16 protein-coding genes are annotated in these 23,131 nt (G+C 47.6%); 12 read left to right on the plus strand and 4 right to left on the minus strand.

Features of this window, described 5'->3' with window-relative positions; genetic code table 11:
* The first annotated feature begins 15 nt into the window (after positions 1 to 15).
* A complete protein-coding gene (gltB, locus tag NFR99_RS03495; RefSeq protein WP_120483245.1) occupies positions 16 to 4,569 on the plus strand; it encodes a glutamate synthase large subunit in 4,554 nt (1,517 codons plus the stop codon).
* Positions 4,570 to 4,581: 12 nt separating this feature from the next.
* Positions 4,582 to 6,066, plus strand: a complete 1,485-nt coding sequence (locus NFR99_RS03500) for a glutamate synthase subunit beta (RefSeq protein ID WP_135976049.1) — start codon at positions 4,582 to 4,584, stop codon at positions 6,064 to 6,066.
* A gap of 564 nt (positions 6,067 to 6,630) precedes the next feature.
* Here the strand turns inward: NFR99_RS03500 and NFR99_RS03505 are convergent.
* From NFR99_RS03505 to NFR99_RS03515, 3 genes are read right to left on the minus strand one after another with little or no spacing between them, the layout of a single operon-like run.
* Positions 6,631 to 6,879: a spore coat protein gene (locus tag NFR99_RS03505; protein WP_120483241.1), complete on the minus strand. Its 249-nt coding sequence runs from the start codon at positions 6,877 to 6,879 to the stop codon at positions 6,631 to 6,633.
* A gap of 12 nt (positions 6,880 to 6,891) precedes the next feature.
* Positions 6,892 to 7,077 (minus strand): hypothetical protein, encoded by a 186-nt coding sequence (locus NFR99_RS03510; protein ID WP_120483353.1) that lies wholly within the window; start codon positions 7,075 to 7,077, stop codon positions 6,892 to 6,894.
* 33 nt (positions 7,078 to 7,110) lie between these two features.
* A complete protein-coding gene (locus tag NFR99_RS03515) occupies positions 7,111 to 8,649 on the minus strand; it encodes a putative polysaccharide biosynthesis protein (RefSeq protein WP_120483239.1) in 1,539 nt (512 codons plus the stop codon).
* A 189-nt stretch (positions 8,650 to 8,838) separates the two neighbouring features.
* On the opposite strand from NFR99_RS03515, the gene NFR99_RS03520 reads away from it, so the two are divergent.
* From NFR99_RS03520 to NFR99_RS03540, 5 genes are all read left to right on the plus strand, one after another.
* Positions 8,839 to 9,294, plus strand: coding sequence for an RrF2 family transcriptional regulator (locus NFR99_RS03520; protein ID WP_120483237.1), 456 nt, complete (start codon positions 8,839 to 8,841; stop codon positions 9,292 to 9,294).
* A gap of 12 nt (positions 9,295 to 9,306) precedes the next feature.
* Entirely contained in the window at positions 9,307 to 10,491 is a 1,185-nt protein-coding gene (gene nifS, locus NFR99_RS03525; protein ID WP_120483235.1) for a cysteine desulfurase NifS, read from the plus strand.
* A gap of 28 nt (positions 10,492 to 10,519) precedes the next feature.
* Entirely contained in the window at positions 10,520 to 10,963 is a 444-nt protein-coding gene (nifU, locus tag NFR99_RS03530) for a Fe-S cluster assembly scaffold protein NifU (protein WP_120483233.1), read from the plus strand.
* Between the two features lie 10 nt (positions 10,964 to 10,973).
* On the plus strand, positions 10,974 to 12,065 hold the full coding sequence (gene mnmA, locus NFR99_RS03535; RefSeq protein WP_135976050.1) for a tRNA 2-thiouridine(34) synthase MnmA: 1,092 nt from the start codon (positions 10,974 to 10,976) through the stop codon (positions 12,063 to 12,065).
* A 262-nt stretch (positions 12,066 to 12,327) separates the two neighbouring features.
* Complete coding sequence (locus tag NFR99_RS03540) at positions 12,328 to 14,418, plus strand: elongation factor G (RefSeq protein WP_120483232.1); 2,091 nt, start codon at positions 12,328 to 12,330, stop codon at positions 14,416 to 14,418.
* A 78-nt stretch (positions 14,419 to 14,496) separates the two neighbouring features.
* Here NFR99_RS03540 and tig read toward each other — a convergent pair whose 3' ends face one another.
* Positions 14,497 to 15,699 carry a trigger factor gene (gene tig / locus NFR99_RS03545; protein ID WP_251352757.1) on the minus strand — a complete coding sequence of 401 codons (1,203 nt, stop codon included), beginning with the start codon at positions 15,697 to 15,699 and terminating at the stop codon, positions 14,497 to 14,499.
* Between the two features lie 165 nt (positions 15,700 to 15,864).
* On the opposite strand from tig, the gene scfA reads away from it, so the two are divergent.
* The 5 genes from scfA to NFR99_RS03570 all read left to right on the plus strand — a co-directional run bounded on the left by scfA (position 15,865) and on the right by NFR99_RS03570 (position 23,102).
* Complete coding sequence (gene scfA, locus NFR99_RS03550) at positions 15,865 to 16,008, plus strand: six-cysteine ranthipeptide SCIFF (protein WP_120483228.1); 144 nt, start codon at positions 15,865 to 15,867, stop codon at positions 16,006 to 16,008.
* A gap of 97 nt (positions 16,009 to 16,105) precedes the next feature.
* The gene (gene scfB, locus NFR99_RS03555) at positions 16,106 to 17,479 is read left to right on the plus strand and encodes a thioether cross-link-forming SCIFF peptide maturase (RefSeq protein ID WP_251352759.1); all 1,374 of its coding nucleotides are present in this window, start codon (positions 16,106 to 16,108) and stop codon (positions 17,477 to 17,479) included.
* Positions 17,480 to 17,482: 3 nt separating this feature from the next.
* Positions 17,483 to 19,630: a protein translocase subunit SecD gene (gene secD, locus NFR99_RS03560; RefSeq protein WP_120483225.1), complete on the plus strand. Its 2,148-nt coding sequence runs from the start codon at positions 17,483 to 17,485 to the stop codon at positions 19,628 to 19,630.
* Positions 19,631 to 19,751: 121 nt separating this feature from the next.
* Entirely contained in the window at positions 19,752 to 21,485 is a 1,734-nt protein-coding gene (gene recJ / locus NFR99_RS03565; protein ID WP_251352761.1) for a single-stranded-DNA-specific exonuclease RecJ, read from the plus strand.
* A 24-nt stretch (positions 21,486 to 21,509) separates the two neighbouring features.
* Positions 21,510 to 23,102, plus strand: a complete 1,593-nt coding sequence (locus NFR99_RS03570; protein ID WP_251352763.1) for a CvpA family protein — start codon at positions 21,510 to 21,512, stop codon at positions 23,100 to 23,102.
* The last annotated feature ends 29 nt before the right edge of the window (positions 23,103 to 23,131 follow it).

Consider the following 23,131-nt stretch of genomic DNA (forward strand, 5'->3'; position numbering starts at 1 on the left):
GAAAGGGTTGGTCGTATGGATACGAAAAACAAAGCGTTGCGGCCCAAAGTTCCCGGCTTATACCGGCCGGAGTTTGAGCATGACAACTGTGGGATCGGTGCAGTGGTCAATATCAGGGGAATCAAAACTCATGATACAGTTGAGAACGCGCTGCGGATTGTAGAAAACCTAGAACATAGAGCTGGCAAAGATGCCGAAGGAAAAACAGGTGACGGTGTAGGAATTCTGTTACAGATTTCACACAAGTTCTTCTCCAAAACCTGCGAATCCCTCGGCATCTTTTTAGGTTCTGAGAGAGAATACGGAATCGGTATGTTTTTCTTCCCTCAGGATGAGCTGAAAAGGAACCAGGCGAAAAAGATGTTTGAAATCATTGTAGAGAAGGAGGGGCTGGAGTTCCTGGGCTGGCGGGAAGTGCCTACAGTCCCTTCAGTGCTGGGGCATAAAGCGCTGGAGAAGATGCCCTGTATTCTTCAGGGATTCGTGAAGAAACCAAAGGATGTAGCAGCGGGGCTGGACTTTGACAGGAAGCTTTATGTAGTGCGCCGGGTATTTGAACAGAGTATAGAGGATACTTATGTGGCTTCACTTTCCAGCCGGACGATTGTATATAAGGGCATGTTCCTGGTGGGGCAGCTCCGGACATTCTTTAAGGATTTGCAGAGTAAAGACTATGAATCTGCCATTGCTACGGTACATTCCAGGTTCAGCACCAACACAAATCCGAGCTGGGAACGGGCGCACCCGAACCGTTTGATTGTACATAACGGCGAGATTAATACCATCCGCGGGAATGCCGACAAGATGCTGGCGCGGGAGGAGACCATGTCCAGCGAGTATTTTAACCGGGAACTGCATAAGGTGCTTCCGGTAGTGAATGTTTCCGGCTCCGATTCTGCCATGCTGGATAATACGCTCGAATTCCTGATGATGAGCGGGATGGAGCTGCCTCTGGCGATGATGATTACGATTCCTGAGCCGTGGGCGAATAATGACACGATGAGCCAGGAGAAGAAGGATTTTTACCAGTATTATGCGACTATGATGGAGCCTTGGGACGGGCCGGCGTCTATTGTGTTTAGCGACGGTGATTTGATTGGGGCGGTACTTGACAGGAACGGGCTGCGTCCGTCCAGATATTACATTACAGAGGATGGATATTTGATTCTTTCCTCGGAAGTGGGCGTATTGGATATCGATCCTGCGAAGGTTGTCCAGAAGGAGCGGCTGCATCCGGGCAAGATGCTTCTGGTAGATACTGTCCGGGGGCGTGTGATTGACGATGATGAGCTGAAAGAAAAATATGCGGTGAGCCAGCCTTATGGGGAGTGGCTTGATAGATATTTGGTGAAATTAAAGGATTTGAAGATTCCGAATATCAGGGTGCAGGAATACAGTAAGGAAGAACTGGCAAGGATGCAGAAAGCATTCGGCTATACCTATGAGGAGTACCAGACGTCTATCCGCCAGATGGCGTTAAATGGAGCCGAAGGGATCAGCGCTATGGGAATCGATACACCTCTGGCAGTGCTGTCAAGCCGGCACCAGCCGCTGTTTAACTATTTTAAGCAGCTCTTTGCACAGGTTACAAATCCGCCTATTGATGCCATCCGGGAGGAGATAGTGACCTCCACCACAGTGTATGTAGGTAAGGATGGGAACCTGCTAAATGAGCAGCCCATTAACTGCCAGGTACTGAAAATCGAGCATCCGATTCTGACGAACACGGATATGCTGAAAATTAAAAATATGAAAGTAGAAGGGTTTCAGGTTGAAGAAGTACCTATTACTTACTATAAAAATACAAACCTGGAAAAAGCTATTGACCATTTGTTTGTGGAAGTGGACAGGGCGCACAGAAACGGGGCGGATATCCTGATTCTTACAGACAGGGGCGTGGACGAAAACCATGTGCCGATTCCTTCTCTGCTGGCAGTCTCGGCGGTTCATCAGCATTTGGTTAAGACGAAGAAGCGCACATCCCTGGCAATCGTGCTGGAGTCTGGGGAACCGCGGGAAGTCCATCATTTTGCGACGCTGCTTGGCTATGGCGCATGTGCAGTCAATCCCTATCTGGCATTGGAGACGATACGTCATCAGGTAAACTGCGGGCTGCTGGATAAAGATTATTATGCGGCAGTGGAAGACTACAATGCAGCAGTCCTGCACGGCATTGTAAAGATTGCGTCCAAGATGGGGATTTCTACGATTCAGTCTTATCAGGGGGCGCAGATTTTTGAAGCGCTTGGAATCGCACCTGAGGTGATTGACAGGTATTTCACAAATACTGTAAGCCGTGTGGGTGGGATTACGCTGGAGGATATTGCGAAAGAGGCGGATGCGCTCCACACAAAGGCATTTGACCCGCTGGGACTGGATGCTGATTTGACTCTGGACAGCGCAGGGCGGCATAAGATGCGGAGCGCGGGGGAAAAGCACCGTTATAATCCGCAGACTATCCACATGCTGCAGCAGTCCACCAAACAGGGCGACTATCAGATGTTTAAAACCTACACGGAGATGGTGGATAAGGAGGAATCCGGGTATCTGCGGAGCCTGATGGATTTTAACTATCCAAAAGAGGGCGTACCGCTGGAAGAGGTAGAGAGCGTAGATTCTATTGTGACCAGATTTAAAACAGGCGCCATGTCTTACGGCTCGATTTCCCAGGAAGCCCATGAAACGCTGGCAATTGCCATGAACCGGCTGCATGGAAAGTCGAATAGCGGCGAGGGAGGCGAGAGCCTGGAGCGGTTAAGGCCGGGAAAGGACGGAGAGAACCGCTGCTCTGCCATTAAGCAGGTGGCTTCCGGGCGGTTTGGCGTTACATCTGAATATCTGGTGAGCGCGCAGGAACTGCAGATTAAGATGGCGCAGGGGGCAAAGCCTGGAGAGGGCGGCCACCTTCCGGCAGGCAAGGTGTATCCGTGGATTGCCAAAACGCGTCATTCCACGCCAGGCGTCGGGTTGATTTCCCCGCCGCCGCATCACGATATTTATTCGATAGAAGATTTGGCACAGCTGATTTATGATTTGAAGAGTTCCAATACGAAAGCAAGGATTTCCGTGAAGCTGGTTTCGGAGGCAGGCGTGGGAACCGTGGCGGCGGGTGTAGCAAAGGCGGGGGCACAGGTAATCCTGATTTCTGGTTATGACGGCGGTACCGGGGCGGCGCCGAGAAGTTCTATCCACAATGCGGGGCTTCCCTGGGAACTGGGGCTGGCAGAAACTCACCAGACACTTTTGATGAATGGGCTGAGAAATAAAGTGCGCATCGAAACGGACGGCAAGCTGATGAGCGGTCGTGACGTAGCAATTGCGGCGATACTTGGTGCGGAGGAGTTTGGATTTGCCACTGCTCCGCTGGTGACTATGGGCTGTGTGATGATGCGTGTCTGCAATCTGGATACTTGTCCGGTGGGCGTGGCTACCCAGAACCCGGAGCTTCGGAAACGTTTCAGGGGAAAGCCGGAATATGTAGTGAACTTCATGCGGTTTATCGCGCAGGAGCTGCGGGAGTATATGGCAAAGCTGGGAGTCCGCACGATTGACGAGCTGGTAGGGCGCACCGACTTGCTGAAGCGGAAGGACGAAATTGAGACTGCTCATGGAAAACGTGTGGATTTGCATGCAATTTTGGATAATACGTACTCCGCACTTGAGAATAAGGTGACCTTTGATCCGGCACAGGTGTATGATTTCCAACTGGAAAAAACCGTGGACGAAAGAGTGCTGCTGAAAAAGCTGCGGGGAGCGTTGGAGAAGAGGCAGAAGCGCAGCGTAGAGGTGGATGTAATCAATACAGACAGGGCATTCGGCACGATTTTCGGTTCGGAAATTACCCGAATCTGCGGTGATACCCTGGAAGAAGACAGTTATACGGTTAAATGTAACGGAACAGGCGGCCAGAGCTTCGGGGCATTTATCCCGAAAGGGCTGACCCTGGAGCTGGTGGGGGATAGCAACGATTATTTTGGAAAAGGTCTTTCCGGCGGAAAGCTGATTGTATACCCGCCGAAGGGCAGTAAATATAGAGCAGATGAAAATATCATCATCGGAAACGTGGCGCTTTACGGCGCTACCAGCGGAAAAGCGTATATTAATGGTGTGGCGGGAGAGCGCTTCTGTGTGAGGAACTCCGGTGCAGCAGCAGTGGTGGAAGGCGTGGGAGACCACGGCTGCGAATACATGACAGGCGGCCGTGTAGTTGTTTTGGGTAAGACAGGAAAGAACTTTGCGGCGGGCATGAGCGGCGGTATTGCTTATGTACTGGATGAGGAGAATGACCTTTATCGGAAGGTGAATAAACAGATGGTTTCTATTGACAAGCTCATGAATAAGTATGATGTGCTAGAGCTGAAAGAGATGGTGAAGGACCATGTGGCATACACGAATTCGGCGAAAGGAAAGGAAATTCTTGAAAATTTCAGCGAATATCTGCCAAAATTCAAGAAAATCATTCCGCATGATTATGCCCGTATGCTCAAAGCAATCGTCCAGATGGAGGAAAAGGGACTGAGCAGTGAGCAGGCGCAGATTGAAGCATTTTATGCGAACAAAAAAGAATAGGAGGGAGAGGGCATGGGAAAACCAACAGGATTTTTAGACTATAAAAGACAGAACAGCGAGACAATCCCTCCAAAGAAAAGGATTCAGAATTTTAAAGAATTTCATGTGGCGCTGCCTCTTGAGAAGCAGCGGATTCAGGGAGCCAGATGTATGGCCTGCGGCGTACCGTTTTGCCAATATGGACAGATAATAGGCGGCATGGCTTCGGGATGTCCGCTAAATAATCTGGTACCGGAGTGGAATGATTTGATTTATCATGGGAAATGGGAACTGGCCTATAGACGGCTGGCGAAAACAAATTGTTTTCCGGAATTTACCTCCAGAGTGTGTCCCGCACTCTGCGAGGCGGCGTGTACCTGTAACCTGAATGGGGAGGCGGTGGCGACAAAGGAAAATGAACATGCGATTATTGAATATGCTTTTGCACAGGGACTCATCGCGCCGCATCCGCCCAAAGTGCGGACAGGAAAGAAGGTGGCAGTCGTGGGCAGCGGTCCTTCAGGGCTGGCGGCGGCTATGCAGTTGAATTCCAGAGGGCATAAGGTGACTGTGTTTGAAAGAAGAGACCGCATCGGCGGCCTGCTGCGTTACGGTATTCCAAATATGAAGCTGGACAAAAGCGTGATAGACCGCCGGATTGCGATTATGGAGGCGGAGGGCGTTGAGTTTGTGACAAATGCAAACGTGGGCGGGGACATCAAGGCATCCAGGCTGTTGAAAGAGTATGACAGGGTGGTGCTGGCCTGCGGCGCGTCAAATCCCAGGGATATCAATGTTCCGGGACGCGATGCATCTGGAATTTATTTTGCAGTGGATTTCCTGACCTCTGTTACAAAGAGCCTGCTGGACAGTAACTTTGCGGATCATAAATTTATTCCGGCAAAAGGGAAAAAGGTTATGGTTATCGGAGGCGGCGATACCGGGAATGACTGTGTGGGAACTTCTATTCGTCTGGGAGCCGCTTCCGTGCTCCAGCTGGAAATGATGCCGAAAGCGCCAGATACCAGAACAGAGCAGAATCCCTGGCCGGAGTGGCCAAGGGTGTGCAAGACAGATTACGGGCAGGAAGAGGCGATTGCTGTATTTGGTCACGACCCCAGAGTATACCAGACTACGGTTACGGAGTTTGTCAAAAATAAAAAAGGCGAAGTATGTAAAGCGAAGCTGGTGAAGCTCCAGGGTCAAAAGGATGAAAAGACCGGGAAGATGAGGATGGCGCCGGTAGAGGGGAGCGAATATGTAGTAGATGTAGACTTGGTGCTTATTGCGGCAGGATTCCTTGGTTCCCAGAAATACGTGACAGATGCATTCAAAGTGGAGTTGGACGGCAGGACGAATGTAAAAACGGCTCCGGGCGAATACCAGACATCTGTTCCCGGCGTGTTTACGGCAGGAGATATGCATAGAGGGCAGTCTCTTGTGGTGTGGGCTATTCGGGAAGGAAGAGAAGCGGCGAGGGCTGTAGACGAATCTTTGATGGGATATACAAATCTGTAGAAAAGGCAGCGTACGCCAATCGGATAGAAATGAACATATGAGAAGGGCTACCTGATTTTCTTTTAAATCAGATAGCCCTTTTAATGAATTTCCAGAAGCTTCACTTAATAACCTCTCTTTCTATTGTCTGTTTTTTAATTGGCTATGGGTCTCTGCCTCTCATTGGAATCCCCTCCTTCAGCCACGCTGCGAAATCTCTTTGTTCAGTTTTTTTCTTAAACTCTTATGAGAGATTGCATTTGATTGGGTTTAACTATGCCATTGGACCGTCCTCCTATTTTCTAAAGAATCGAAAAGCTTTCACTCTTAGCGGCTTTGCTTGCCAGGAACAAATTTCCTAAATTGGTGTTTTGCTTCGTTTCTTTTGTTTTTGTTGAGTTTATTGTAACTCTGAAAACAGGATTTGTCAAGATTTATTTTTAAAATTTTTAAAATATTTTTCGATATTAATAACTTAATTGAGTATATTATTTAAAATATTCAGATAAAATCAAAAAAAAGAACAGGGTATATGGAATCTAATATGCCATACACCCTGTCTGCAGGATTTAAATTGCTCCGCTCTTAGCCCTGTGTCAGGACATTGCGCACATGGGCAACTTCTTCAGCCGTAGCTTTTGCTGCCGGAACATAGTACTGTTTGCTGCGTGCGATTTGGTAAAGCTCTTCCTGAGAAGTTTCGCACTGGTTGCGGATCTGTTTTAAGGTCTGTTTCAGCTGCGGGTTCTCGGACTGTGCAATCATACCTGCATAGCGGGTAAGTTCGCCGTTAATGCCTGCGAGTGTGTCTGATACCATTGTTTTCTCATCCATGTCTGTTCCCTCCTACTGTAAGAATTTCATGAGCTGCTGTTTTGTTTCCATTGCGGACTGCGCAGATTTCTGGAAAAACTGTTTTACGCTCTGGTCAGTGGCCTGGTTTGCATAGTCTGTCATTTTACAGTGGGTGGTGCTGTATCCGCCAATTAGATGGCGAAGGTTCTGCAGGTCTAATTCTGAAATTTCTGTCATCATAATTAAGAAAACCTCCTGTAATCTTTTTTGTTACGCTTTTATTATCCCACGTCCGCGCAAAAGTATGTAAATCTGAGAAAAGAACATAATACCAATATAAACAGCGCACAGGATTAAAATAGAAAGAAACATTTCCAGTACAGGAAGTATTTTCCACGGAATGTACAGCAGGCAGGAACGGAAAAATAGCATAATTCCTACACTTACGCTGAGGGCGGCCAGAGGCTTTACGATCCAGCCCAGGCTGTCGAAGTGAAAAGGTACATGCCGCGACAGCACAAAAAGCGCCAGGGCTGCAGAAAGAAGCTGGCTGACCAGGATTCCCCAGAGATATCCGGCGACCCCGAAGCGTGGGATGGCAAACCACACGAAAAGGATGCGGATGAGCAGGGAAACAGTATTTTGCCAGAAGGTAGTTACGGCTTTCCCCATACCGTTTAGGATACTGGTGAGGGTAGTTCCCAAATACAGAAAAGGACAGATCCACGCCAGGATAAGGATAAATTTTCCGGCGAGGGAGCTGGCAAAGAGAACTCTTCCCATGCTTTCGCCGAAGCAAAGAAAAATTCCGGTACAGAGGATTCCGAGAATCAGACAGTACTGGATGGTATTCTCCAGCGTCCGGGAAATCTGTCTCTGGCTTCCGGCGGCCTGTGCCTCCGAGACTGTGGGCAGCAGCATCACGGAGATAGAGTTGGTGATGGCAGAGGGAAAAAGCACCAAAGGGAGCGCCATTCCGGTAAGCACGCCGTAGATGCTGAGCGCTGAAGAAACAGACAGCCCTGCCAGCTGGAGACGCAGCGGGATACAGATTGCCTCCACGCTCAGCAGCAGGTTAATGAGTAATCTATTTGCAGTCAGTGGAAGAGAGATTTTTAAAATACCGGTAAAGGGCAGGCTTGATTTGGAAGCAAGAGAGGATATCTTTGTTTTTCCAAAATGCAGTGCAGCGGCGGTTAAAGAGAAGAGCGCAGAGGCAAGCTCTTCAAAAATCAGGCCGATAACAGCTAGAACCGGAGTAGGACGGATGCCTTTTTCCAAAAAAATTATATATACTAAGTATGAGGCGGAAACCCTGGCGGCTTGCTCCACAAGCTGGGATATGGCAGGAACGTGCGTTTTTTTCAGACCAAAATAGTATCCGCCCACGCAGGAGTGTATTCCGGCAAAAGGCAGGGCGAAAGCAAGCATGCGGACGAGAGATTCGCAGCGTGTTTCTTTTAAAAAGGCAGAGGAAATCCATCCTGCCCCATGATATAAAAATAAAGAGACAAAGAGAGTACCGCATGTGGTTAGAATGAGTCCGGCAAAAAAGGTGTTACGTGCCCCCTTTTTATCGCCTAAAGCCATTTTTTCCGATACATTTTTTGAAATAGCAGTCTGTATTCCGGCGGCAGTAAGGGAAAATGCCATAGTGTAAACCGGGAAAATGAGCTGGTAAATGCCCACGCCTTCCGCACCGATTGCGTGGGATAGGAATATTCTATAGAAGAAACCGATAATCCGGCTGACAAATCCCACAATAGTCAGAACAAATGCCCCTTGAAGAATGACGCGTTTTTGATTCATAGATAGAAGCTCCGAATGGTTTCTATAAATATATGAGCTGTCCGTCTGTACCATGCCAGGATTCGCAGCTGCGCGGAGTTCAAATTGCGGTTTGTATTTGTGTCCGGGGGTTGACAGGAAACGGAAGAAGTGATATAGTCAGGAATATAAATCCCAGTAAAATACTCGGATTTGAAAGGGGGAAGCGGAATGAAGCTGTCAACCAAAGGAAGATATGGTCTGCGGGCATTGATAGACCTGGCAGTTTACAGCGAGGAATCCGCAGTATCCATCGGAAGCATTGCTGCGAGGCAGAAGATTTCGGAAAGTTATCTGGAGCAGCTCATGGCGAAGCTCAGGAAGGCAGGGCTGGTAGTCAGCATACGGGGCGCAGGAGGAGGCTACAGGCTGGCGCGCCCGGCAGGGGAAATATCTGTGGGAGACATTCTACGTGCCCTGGAGGGAAACCTGGAAGCCGTGGCGTGCGACGGACTGAAGTCTGACAGAGGATGCGAGGACGCGGATGTGTGCGTGACGAAATATGTCTGGCAGAAGATTAATGAAAGCATTACCCGGGCGGTGGATGATATCAAGCTGTCCCAACTGGTAGAAGAGGGTAAGAAAGTTAAAAATATAGAACAGCCATGCCAGAACGGCTGTAAATGAGGAGTGATAGAGATGTCAAAATTTATTTATCTGGACAATGCCGCCACCACAAAGGCGGCGCCTGAAGTCGTGGAGGCGATGCTTCCGTATTTTACAGAGGATTACGGAAACCCCTCCAGCGTTTATGAATTTGCGGGTAAGAGCAGGGAAGCAGTCACGAAGAGCCGTGAGACGATTGCCGATGCCCTGGGGGCGCAGGCAAATGAGATTTATTTTACTGCGGGAGGCTCAGAGGCAGATAACTGGGCGCTGAAAGCGACAGCTGAAGCTTATGAGAGCAAAGGAAAGCATATCATTACCACAAAGATTGAGCATCATGCAATTCTTCATACAGCAGAGTATTTGGAGAAGAAGGGGTATGAAGTGACATACCTGGATGTAGATGAAAATGGCGTGGTAAAACTGGAAGAGCTGAAAAAATCTATTCGGCCGGATACGATACTGATTTCCATTATGTTTGCAAATAATGAGATAGGTACAATCCAGCCGGTGAAAGAAATCGGAGAGATTGCACATGCCAATGGGATTCTGTTCCATACGGACGCTGTACAGGCGTTTGGACAGATACCGATAAAAGTGGATGAATTTCATATTGACATGCTCAGCGCCAGCGGCCATAAGCTCAACGGGCCAAAAGGTATCGGCTTCTTGTATATCAGAAAAGGAGTAAAAATACGTTCCTTTGTTCATGGAGGCGCACAGGAGAGAAAGCGCCGGGCGGGAACAGAGAATGTGCCGGGTATCGTTGGGCTTGGCAAGGCGGTGGAACGCGCCATGACTTCTATGGGAAAGCGGACTGCCCATGAGATAGAAGTGCGGGATTACTTAATTGAGAAAGTCCTTGGGGAGATTCCATATACACGGCTGAATGGGCACAGGACAAATCGGCTGCCCAATAACATCAATTTCAGTTTTCAGTTTATTGAGGGAGAATCCCTTTTAATTATGTTGGATATGGAAGGAATCTGCGGTTCCAGCGGCTCGGCATGTACTTCGGGTTCCCTTGATCCGTCCCATGTGCTTCTGGCTATCGGGCTGCCGCATGAGATTGCTCATGGTTCTCTGCGATTGACACTGAGCGAGGAGATTACAAAAGAGGATATGGATTACGTGGCGGATGCGATTAAACGGATTGTGGAAAGATTGCGCAGCATGTCGCCGCTTTATGAGGATTTTATGAAGAAGCATAGAAAATAATAGAGAAAATGCATTTGGAGGAAATCATATGTACAGCGAAAAAGTTATGGATCATTTTAATAATCCGAGGAATGTCGGAGAGATAGAGGATGCCAGTGGCGTGGGGACTGTAGGCAATGCAAAATGCGGCGATATTATGAGGATTTACCTGGATATTGATGAAAATGAGATTATCCGTGATGTAAAATTTAAGACCTTTGGCTGCGGCGCTGCGGTGGCAACAAGCAGCATGGCGACAGAGCTGGTAAAGGGAAAAAATATCAAAGAAGCTCTTCAGGTAACGAACAAGGCAGTAATGGAGGCGCTTGATGGTCTTCCGCCCGTAAAAGTCCACTGCTCGCTGCTGGCTGAAGAGGCAATCCATGCGGCGCTTTGGGATTACGCAGAGAAAAAGGGAATTCAGATAGAAGGCCTGGAAAAGCCGAAATCTGATGTCCATGAAGGAGAAGAGGAAGAAGAGGAAGAATATTAAAGGGGTTTCCATGAAAAAGAAAAAAGTGGTAGTTGGCATGTCTGGCGGTGTAGACTCTTCAGTGGCGGCATATTTATTAAAAGAACAGGGATATGAAGTCATCGGCGTTACGATGCAGATTTGGCAGGACGAAGATGAGGCGGCGCAGCAGGAAAACGGGGGATGCTGTGGGCTGAGTGCCGTAGACGATGCCAGGAGGGTGGCACAGGATTTGGGAATTCCCTATTACGTGATGAATTTTAAGGCAGAGTTTAAGAAAAATGTGATGGATTATTTCGTTCACGAATATCTCTGCGGCCGGACGCCGAATCCCTGCATTGCCTGTAACCGATATGTTAAATGGGAATCTTTGCTCAGGCGCAGTCTGGAAATCGGAGCGGATTATATTGCCACAGGGCATTATGCACGTATCCGCAGGCTGGAAAATGGCCGTTTGGCACTGGTGAAGTCAGCCACGGAAGCGAAAGACCAGACATATGCGCTTTATAATCTGACCCAGGCTCAGCTTGCCCATACGCTGATGCCTGTGGGGGAATATACGAAAGATGAGATTCGGAAGCTTGCCGGGCAGATTGGGCTGCGCGTGGCGCATAAGCCGGACAGCCAGGAAATTTGTTTTGTCCCGGATAAAGATTACGCGCGATTTATTAAAGAGTATACGGGACAGGCTGTCCCGAAAGGGAATTTTATCAATACTGCGGGAGAAATCATAGGCTGCCATAAAGGGATTATCCACTATACGATTGGGCAGAGGAAAGGATTGAATCTGGCGATGGGGCATCCTGTATTTGTATCAGAAATTCGTTCCAAAACCAATGAAGTGGTGATTGGGGAAAATAAAGATATTTTCCGCCATACGCTTTATGCAGAAAATCTGAATAAGATGGCGGCGCCGGAGTTTGAGGATGGGATGGCGGTGTCGGCAAAAATACGCTATAATCACAAAGGTTCCCCGTGTCGGATAGAAAAAGCCGGGGAAGGGCGGATACGCTGCGTTTTTCAGGAGGCTCAGCGGGCGGTTACGCCCGGACAGGCTGTGGTATTTTATGATGGGGATTATGTGCTTGGCGGCGGTACGATTATCGGAGCAGGAGAATATTAGAAAGAACAGGACTGTTGCAGAAAATTTTGCAGCGGTCTTTTTGTATTTCTTTTATAAATCTATGTGAATCGACATAAAAAGCGGGAGTTTGATATGAGAATCTGTACACTTTCTCCAGATATATCAGATGCGGGTGATGAATATTTGGTAAAAAAGAAATAAAGTGGTTGAAAAAAGAGAGTAATTTTAGTAGAATATAGCCATAGACTTAAAAAGTGGCGGAGTTTCATTCCCAAAGAACTAGAATTGGAGGATTAACAGTATGAATGTTTACACAACTGACAGAATCAGAAACGTCGTGCTTCTTGGACATGGCGGCGCAGGAAAGACCAGTTTGACCGAGGCAATGGCTTATCTTGGAGGAATTACCAGCAGGCTGGGAAATGTGGCGGAAGGTAATACCATCAGTGATTTTGATAAAGAGGAAACAAAAAGAAAGTTTTCCATCAGCACGAGCGTGGTACCAATTAGCTGGGGAGATGTAAAAGTGAATATTCTGGATGCGCCGGGATATTTTGATTTTGTGGGGGAAGCAGAGGAGGCGGCAGCGGCAGCCGACGCTGCGATTATCGTAGTGTCAGGAAAAAGCGGTGTGGAAGTCGGAACTCAGAAGGCATGGGAGTTGTGTGAAAAGTATAAACTGCCCCGTATGTTTTTTATTACGAATATGGACATGGATAATGCCAGTTTCCGTGAGATTGTAGAAAGTTTGACAGAGTTATATGGAAAGAAAATTGCTCCAATCCATTTCCCGATCCGTGAGAATGAGAAGTTTACAGGATATGTGAACGTGGTAAAGAAAGCCGGAAGGAAGTGGCTTGACCGCGGAAATAAAGAAGAATGTGAAATTCCGGCATACTCTGAGGAATATCTGGAAAAATACAGGGAGGCGCTGTTGGAAGCGGTAGCCGAAACAAGTGAAGAGTTTATGGACCGTTATTTTGGCGGTGAGGAGTTTTCAGTGGCTGAAATCATGATGGCTTTGACTGTGAACGTAGAGGCATGCGATATCGTTCCGGTGGCTATGGGTTCCCCGGTTCAGCTTCGCGGAGTAGCAAATCTGTTGGATGATATTGTACAGTACTTCCCGAGCCCGGACAAGCGCAAGATAGCAGGAATCAATACAAAGACGAATGAAATCTTTGAGGCAGATTACAATTTTGCAAAGGCAAAATCTGCGCAGGTATTTAAAACGATTGTCGACCCATTCATTGGAAAATACTCAATGATTAAAGTATGTTCCGGCGTTATCAAAAATGATGACGTACTGTTTAATATTGATAAGGAAGCAGAGCAGCGGCTGAATAAGCTGTACGTGTTTGAGGGAAGCAAGCCAATCGAGGTGCCGGAGCTTCATGCCGGAGACATCGGGGCAATCGGGAAGCTTGACAAGGCGCGTACAGGAGATACTCTCTCCACAAAGGCGACGCCGGTTCGCTATGGAAGGATTGAGGTGTCGACACCGTATACATATAAGCGTTATACGGCAAAGAAAAAGGGCGATGAAGATAAGATTTCCCAGGCTCTTTCCAAGATGATGCATGAGGATTTAACCATGAAAGCGGTCAATGACTCTGAAAACCGTCAGACATTGATTTACGGTATGGGAGACCAGCATCTGGATATTATTCAGAGTAAGCTGCTTGGAAAATACAAGATAGAGATTGAGCTGAGCAAGCCGAAAGTGGCTTTCCGTGAAACAATCCGTAAAAGTTCAGATGTGGAAGCTAAATATAAGAAGCAGTCTGGCGGACATGGACAGTATGGACATGTTAAGATGCGTTTCTCTCCGCTGGGAGACTTGGAGACTGCATATGAGTTTGGGCAGGAAGTTGTGGGAGGCGCTGTTCCGAAGAATTACTTCCCGGCAGTTGAAAAGGGCATTCAGGATTCAGTGCTGAAAGGGCCTCTGGCTGCATATCCGGTGGTAGGTGTGAAAGCAGTGCTGTATGACGGTTCTTATCATCCGGTGGACTCCTCGGAGATGGCGTTTAAGACAGCGGCAGTCCAGGCGTTCAAAAAAGGATTTATGGAAGCAGGCCCGGTATTGTTAGAGCCTATTTCTTCTTTGAAAGTGACTGTACCAGACAGGTACACAGGCGATGTCATGGGCGATCTGAATAAGCGGCGCGGGCGTGTTTTGGGCATGAATCCTGACCATAAAGGAAACCAGATTATTGAGGCGGATATCCCGACAATGGAGCTGTATGGGTATTCCACAACGCTGCGATCCATGACAGGCGGCAGCGGTGACTTTGCTTATGAGTTCGCGCGTTATGAGCAGGCGCCAAACGATATTCAGGAAAAAGAAGTGGCAGCGCGGGCAAGTAAAGTGAACTCCAACGAAGAATAGGGAATAGTATAGACGAAGAAAGCTCCCCGTGTAGTTTCACGGGGAGCTTTTTAAAATGAAATCAGATACAACTGCGGTTTATTCAGCAGTCTCAGACTCTGTTTCTGCGGCATGAAGATCTTCCGTTTCGAGAAGAAGGTCATCAGAAAGGTCAATGTCTTCGTCTAAGTATTCGTCATCTAAATCTTCATCATCACCGTAGTATTCATCCTCAGAGATTTCAGTGATTTTTGCATTATCTATCAGGAAATTATAAATTTTTTCTGTGAGTATTTCATTCATAAGGCTTTCTTTTGATTCTGTTTCTTCATATTCTGCAGCTGATGCGTAGTCATAGAGAGCATAGTTATCTTCCAGATACTTCTGGTATTCCTCATCGGATACGGAGATATTTTCAGCTGCTGCAATGGCGGCGCAGACCATTTTTTCATTTACAATGCTTTCAATCGTACTTTTTGTCTCTTCTTCATCCGTGTCAAGATCAGCGACATCTACTCCGAGCATTTCTGCGTACATTTCATTCATAGCGTCATATTCCTGCTTGCATGAATCGTATAGTTCCTGGGGATATCCGTTAAAGGTGGAATTCTCCATAACCTGAGACAGGGCGTCCATTCCGGCTGTAGAGCGGTTGTCGCTTTCGAGGCTCGCTAAAAGCTCTTTTTTGGTGCCCTCTTCGTATTCTGCGGTAGTCTTGTAGTCAGTAACGCCGGCTATGAATTCGTCCGAATATTCGGGAAGGCTCTTTTCGGAAACGCTGTTTACCGTAACTGTGAATACGGCGTCTTTATCGGGAGCATCTTCCTCAACAGTGTCCTCTATATAATCAGCGGGTACGGAGACATTCAGGTCTTTTGTTTCACCGGATTTCATACCGACGATCTGAGACTCCAAATCGTCCAGAAGATAGCCGCTTCCAAGTTCCAGCTCAAAGTCTTCGGCTGAGCCTCCGTCAAACTCCTGGCCGTCGATTTTTCCGGTATAGTTAATATTGACAGTATCTCCTTCTGCGGCGCCCCGGTCTGAAATGGGAGTGTAAACTGCGTTGTCCTCCAGCAGCATGTCAATTTCATCATCGACCATATCATCGGTAACTTCTGCTTTGATAAGCTGTACGTCCAGCCCTTTGTATTCGCCCAGTGTAACATACTCCTCATAAGATTCTGTGGAAGCGTTTGCACCAGTGGCGGAAGATTCTGTGGAACCGTCCTTTTCGGAACAGCCTGCCAGAAGGCTGACGGTGCAGATGGCTGTTGCCAATAACAGTACTTTTCTTTTCATTGTTTGGTATCCTTTCTTTAGATTATTCATGCGCTTGTACAACTATAGCATAAAAATTTGAAAAAAGTGTGGACAAAGCTATAAAAAATTTCTAAAACAGGTATGGAAAAACGAAGAAAGGTATGCTATAATACAGAAAGTTTAATTATGTAAGGAGGCTGAGTGATGAAGCACGTAAGAACTTTGAATACACAGAGCTTGCAGAAAACTGTGAAAAAAGGCGGCTGCGGTGAGTGCCAGACATCTTGCCAGTCAGCATGTAAGACATCCTGTACTGTTGGAAATCAGAGCTGCGAAAATAATAAATAAGATAGAAGAGAATCAGTAAGCAGCGGACACTGTTCGCTGCTTATTAGTTCAGGTATGGGAAAATTGTGTTATTTTTGATTTAGAAAGGGGATTTACTGTGATCCATCAGTACAGGAGCAATGGTTATAATATCGTCATGGATATTAACAGCGGGGCTGTACATATTGTTGACGATGTCGTTTATGATGTGCTTCCGCTCCTGGAGGAAAAGAAGAGGGAGGAAGACATCCTGGCGGTTCTTTCAGGAAAATATTCGGAAGAAGCGGTTCGGGAGGCTCTTTCTGAATGCAGGGAGCTGGAAGAGGCGGGCGTCCTGTTTACGGAGGATGTCTATGAGAATGCTATCGAAAATTTTTCGCACCGTCCTACAGTGGTGAAAGCGCTTTGCCTGCATATTGCCCATGACTGCAACCTGGCATGCCGCTATTGCTTTGCGGAAGAGGGAGAATATCACGGCAGAAGGGCGCTTATGAGTTTTGAGGTGGGGAAACAGGCGCTTGATTTCCTGATTGCGAATTCCGGAAATAGGAGAAATCTGGAAGTGGATTTTTTTGGAGGCGAACCGCTGATGAACTGGCAGGTTGTGAAAGACTTGGTGAAGTACGGCAGGGAGCAGGAGAAGAAGCATGGAAAGAATTTCCGCTTTACACTGACAACGAATGGAGTACTATTAGATGATGAGGTCATGGAGTTCTGCAACCGGGAGATGGCGAATGTGGTTCTCAGCATCGACGGGCGGAAAGAAGTCCATGATTTTATGCGCCCGTTTCGGAGAGGGAAAGGCAGCTATGATTTGATTGTACCGAAATTCCGCAAATTTGCAGAGAGCAGAAATCAGGATAGATATTATGTCAGGGGGACGTTTACCCGGCATAATCTGGATTTTGCGAAGGATGTGCTGCATCTGGCGGATTTGGGATTTAAGCAGATTTCCGTGGAGCCGGTGGTGGCGCTGCCGGAGGAGGAATATGCGCTTCGGGAAGAGGATATTCCACAGATTTGCGAAGAATATGACAGGCTGGCAGCAGAGATGATAAAGAGGCATAGAGAGGGAAAGGAGTTTAACTTTTTCCACTTTATGATAGATTTGACAGGCGGGCCGTGTGTGTACAAACGGTTATCGGGCTGTGGCTCGGGCACGGAATACCTGGCAGTGACCCCGTGGGGGGATTTCTATCCCTGCCATCAGTTCGTGGGAGAGGAAGCGTTTCTTATGGGAAATGTTTTTGACGGGCTGAAAGCATCGGAGCTTCAGGAGGAGTTTAAAGGCTGCAATGTATACGCGAAAGAAAAGTGCAGGAACTGTTTTGCAAAGTTCTACTGCAGCGGCGGGTGTGCGGCAAATGCGTATAAATTCCACGGCTCCATTAATGACGCATACGACGTCGGCTGCGAACTGCAGAGAAAGCGGATTGAGTGTGCAGTCATGATAAAAGCCGCGTTAGCGGAGGAAGATGAAAAGGAGAAATAAGCGATGAAAAAAAACAGAGCAATTGCGGTTGTCGTAGTGATGGCTTTATTTTTAGGGCTGTTGACGTTCACCGCAGCAATAGGGTTTGGACCGACCGGGACAGGATCGGCTAAGAACATCATCACAGGTCTCGATCTGGCCGGCGGTGTAAGTATTACATATACGACAGTGGGCGATGAGACCCCGTCTGCCGAGGATATGTCGGACACGATTTACAAGCTGCAGCAGCGTGTCCAGCAGTACAGTACAGAGGCGCAGGTATACCAGGAAGGCGATAACCGGATTAATATTGAGATTCCGGGTGTGTCGGATGCGAATAAGATTCTGGAAGAACTTGGTAAGCCGGGTTCCCTGGAGTTTACTCTGGCAGACGGTACGGAAGTTCTGACAGGTATGGATGTGGAGTCTGCGGAAGCAGCGGTTTCCCAGGACAACATGAAGAACAGAGAGTATGTGGTGGAGCTGGTTCTGACCAGCGAGGGCGCGTCAAAGTTTGCCACGGCGACATCTGAGAATATAGGAAATCAAATTTCAATTGTTTATGATGGAAATATCATCAGTGCACCGAGGGTTGAGTCAGCGATTACCGGAGGAAGGGCTCAGATTACCGGAATGGCGGACCAGGAAGAAGCAGAGCGCCTGGCGTCCTCTATCCGTATTGGTTCTCTGTCGCTGGAGTTGGAAGAGCTTCGTTCCAATGTAGTAGGCGCGCAGCTGGGTGAGGAGGCGATTTCTACCAGTTTGACTGCGGGTGCTATCGGACTTGCTATTGTTATTGTATTTATGGCAATTGTTTATCTGATTCCAGGTGTGGCAGCCGGGATTTCCCTGCTGATTTATACGGCGCTGATGCTGGTAATGCTGAATGCATTTGATATCACGCTGACGCTGCCGGGTATTGCTGGTATTATTCTTTCTATTGGTATGGCGGTGGATGCAAATGTTATCATTTATGCCCGTATCCGTGAGGAGATTGCAGCAGGCAAGAGTGTGCAGGGGGCAATCCAGACAGGTTTCCAGAAAGCGCTTTCCGCGATTGTAGACGGCAATATTACGACGTTGATTGCTGCTCTGGTGCTGGGTATGATGGGAACCGGAAGCGTGAAAGGGTTTGCACAGACACTGGCGATGGGTATTGTTTTATCCATGTTTACTGCACTGGTAATTTCCCGTCTTCTGGTAAATGCTTTCTATGCCCTGGGACTGAAAGATGAGAAATATTATGGGAAACAGAAAGAAAGAAAGACTGTCAATTTCCTCAGCAAGAAAAATATTTGTTTTATCGTGTCCCTGGTATTGATTATCGCAGGACCGGTTACGATGGGAGTTTTCAGCAGCTCCGAGGGCAAGGCATTAAATTACAGCCTTGAATTTATGGGCGGTACATCAACAAATGTGACCTTTAATGAGGATATGAGCATTGCGGATATTGATTCCAAGGTAAAACCTGTTGTCCAGGGAGTGACAGGAGATGCGGATATTCAGACACAGAAGGTTTCCGGAACGAACCAGGTTATTATCAAGACGAGGGAACTGACTCTGGATGAAAGGCAGTCGTTGAATGAGGCGCTCAAAGAGAGCTTCGATGTAGATGAAAGCCTGATTACGGCAGAGAGTATTTCCTCTACGGTCAGCAATGAGATGAGAAGCGATGCGGTAGTGGCAGTTATCGTAGCTACCATATGTATGCTGCTCTACATTTGGTTCCGGTTCAAGGATGTAAGGTTTGCGACCAGTGCGGTGGCAGCCCTGGTACATGACGTCCTGGTAGTTCTGGCATTTTACGCGGTGTCACGTATTTCTATCGGAAATACCTTTATTGCATGTATGCTGACGATTGTAGGTTATTCGATTAACGCGACCATCGTTATCTTCGACCGTATCCGTGAGAACCTGAAAGCAATGTCAAAGAAAACAGAGCTGTCAGAAGTGGTAAATGCGAGTATCACGCAGACGCTGACGCGAAGCATCTATACATCTTTCACAACATTTGTTATGATTGCGGTGCTGTATGTATTAGGTGTTCCGTCTATCCGTGAGTTTGCGCTTCCGCTGATCGTGGGCGTAGTGTGTGGAGGATATTCTTCCGTATGTATTACAGGCGCATTGTGGTATGTGATGAAAACGAAATTAGGAAAGAAAAAGGCATAAGATATAGAAGCGTGAAAGCCCCGGCGGGAGTGCAAAGGTGCGCAGAAAAATTATGTCATGCTTTGCATGACGCGCACCCTGCAGGAAATGCCGAGGCTTTCTTAGATACAGGAGATGAAAAGTGGAGAAATGGTTTGTATCTGCAAAACGGGCAGATTTTCAGGAAATCGGCAGGAAGTTTGGCATTGATGCGGTGACGGCAAGGCTTATCAGGAATAGGGACGTGGTGGGAGATGAGGCCGTACGGGAATACCTGTATGGGAGCCGGAAAGATTTATATGCGCCGCAGTTGATGAAGGATTGCAGGAAAACGGCAGAAATATTAAAGGAAAAGATTGCAGAGAAAAAGAAAATAAGGGTTATTGGGGATTATGACATTGATGGGGTAAATGCCACCTGTATATTGTATAAAGGGCTGATACGGTGCGGGGCAGAGGCAGATGTGGAAATACCTGACAGGATGAAAGATGGCTATGGACTAAATAAAAACCTGATTCAATATGCATATGAAGAAGGAATCGATACGATTCTGACTTGCGATAATGGCATAGCGGCCGTGGACGAGATCGCGGAGGCAAAACGTTTGGGGATGACAGTGCTGATTACTGACCATCATGAGCTCCAGGAAAGAATTCCGGCGGCAGATGCGATTGTAAACCCTAAGCAGCCAGAATGTACATACCCCTACAAATCCCTGTGCGGGGCGGCGGTGGCCTATAAGTTGATGATATGCCTCTATGAGCTGTGTGGGATTCCGGTGGAAGAGACAGATGCGTTTATTGAGTTTGCCGCGATTGCAACCGTGGGGGATGTAATGGATCTCACGGGAGAAAACAGGATTCTTGTAAAAGAAGGGCTAAAGATGATAAACCAGACCTCAAACCGAGGGCTGAAAGCGCTGATTCGGGCAAATGGACTGGAGGATGCCCAGATTTCATCCTATCATATCGGTTTTGTGCTGGGACCATGCATTAACGCCAGCGGACGCCTGGATACGGCAAAACGGGCGCTGGAGCTGCTTTTGGCAGAGGATGATGCGGTGGCAGAGGATTTGGCGCATACATTAAAGGAATTGAATGACGAGCGCAAAGACATGACACAGCAGGGAGTTGCGCAGGCGATAGAGCTGATAGAGGAAGGAGTCCTGAAAGAAGATAAGGTGCTGGTAGTATATCTTCCGGACTGTCATGAAAGCCTGGCCGGAATTATCGCAGGGCGTATCCGGGAGCGCTATCATAAGCCGGTGTTCGTTCTGACAGACGCGGCAGACAGCCTCAAAGGCTCCGGGCGCTCTATAGAGACTTATAATATGTTTGCAGAGATGAGTAAATGTGCGGAGCTGTTCACCAAATTCGGGGGACACCCTATGGCTGCAGGATTGTCGCTTCCACGGGAGAATATGGAAGCCTTTCACAAGAAAATAAATGAAAATTCTGTCCTTACCGAAGATGATTTTATTCCCAAAGTCACGATTGACGTTCCGATGCCAATCAGCTATATTACAGAGAGGCTGGTGGAAGAGCTGGGGCTTCTGGAGCCTTTTGGGAAAGGGAATACGAAACCGCTGTTTGCGGAGAAGAGCTTAAATATATTAAGCGCCCGCATTTTGGGCAAGAATAGAAATGTCATCAAGCTGCAGGTTCTGGGTGCGGCCGGGACGGTGATGGAGGCCATGTATTTTGGGGATGTGGAACGGTTTCAGGAATATCTCAGAGAGAAGTTTGGCCATACAGAAACAGAAAAGCTGTTTCAGGGACGCGAAAATGCAGTTACCCTGTCTCTGGCATACTATCCGGGTATCAATGAATTCCGCGGAAACAGGACACTGCAGATTGTGATTCAGAGCTATCAATAAGCATCGAAGGGGGAATACATTATTATGAAGAAAATCGGAAAAAAGGCGATACTGATATTGGCGGCAGTTATCATAGCGGCAGTCTACTACTATGTGACGATTCCGGCAATTAATATCCATTCATCGGGTTTCTGGGTATTTATTGCAATTGCGGCCGTTGTGCTTCTTGTGCTTTATGCAGCGCCCAGGGTGCGGACGCCGGATGATTTAAAAACAGATAAGGGGATTAAGGTGGGGATTTTTGTAATACTTGGAATCGGAGTTGTGTATCTAATCGGTTCTGTTTTGTCCTCGCCTATTGTAAATGCAAATAAATACCAGCAATTGATTACCGTGGAGAACAGGAAGTTTACAGAGGATATTAAAGAAGTAGATTACCGAAGGATTCCGCTTCTGGACAGGGATTCCGCTACGCTGCTTGGCAACAGGAAGATGGGAAGCATGGTGGACATGGTGTCCCAGTTTGAAGTGAGCAGCCTGTATACTCAGATTAATTATCAGGATACGCCCGTCCGGGTAACGCCGCTGGTATATGCGAACCTGATTAAGTGGTTTACGAACCAGAGCAACGGTATTCCGGCATATATTAAAATTGATATGGCTACCCAGGACACAGAGCTGGTGAAGCTGGAGCAGCCAATCCGTTATTCACAGTCGGAGCATTTCAACAGGAATATTAACCGTCACTTGCGGTTCCATTATCCTACGTACATTTTTGATGAACTGAGTTTTGAGATTGATGATGAAGGAACGCCCTACTGGGTATGCCCGGTCAAAAAGTTTAATATCGGTCTCTTTGGCGGTGTGACCATCGGCCGGGTCGTGCTGTGTAATGCAGTGACCGGGGAAACGGCTGACTATGCGGTAGAGGACTGCCCCAACTGGGTAGACCATGTATTTGCGGCAGATTTGCTGACACAGCTCTATGATTACCACGGGACTCTGCAGAATGGATTTATCAATAGCGTGCTCGGGCAGAAGGGATGCCTGATGACTACCGACGGGTACAATTATCTGGCGCTGGAAGATGACGTATGGGTTTACACAGGCATCACGTCCGTGAGCGGAGATGAGTCTAACGTAGGATTTGTACTGATGAACCAGCGGACGATGGAGTGCCGCTATTATGAAATTGCAGGTGCCCAGGAGTATTCGGCGATGGCGTCGGCGGAAGGGCAGGTACAGAACCTGGGCTATCAGTCCACGTTCCCGCTTCTTTTAAATATTTCTGGAGAACCTACTTACTTTATGGCGCTGAAAGATGCCGCGGGACTTGTGAAGAAGTACGCTATGGTGAACATTAAGAAATACCAAAATGTAGCAATCGGCGATACAGTGGCAGAGTGTGAGAAGTCTTATAACAGCCTGCTGAGAGAGAGCGGCATCCGTACCACGGAAAATATCCAGACAAAAAGCATCAGTGGGAAAATTACCAAGATCGCTCAAGGCGTGGTAGATGGGAATTCCCATTATTATCTGATGCTGGAAGGAAATGATGGAATCTTTGATGTGTCTGTGGTGGATTATATTGATATTATCCGCTATACAGAAGGGGATAAAGTCACGCTTGAATACCAGGAAGGCGAGCCGGCGAATGTGGTGCTGGGGATTAAATAGCGGGTAATGCCAAAATGCTTTAATTTTAT

It is taken from the genome of Hominisplanchenecus murintestinalis, assembly GCF_943193015.1.
In the GTDB taxonomy this organism is placed as follows: domain Bacteria; phylum Bacillota; class Clostridia; order Lachnospirales; family Lachnospiraceae; genus Hominisplanchenecus_A; species Hominisplanchenecus_A murintestinalis.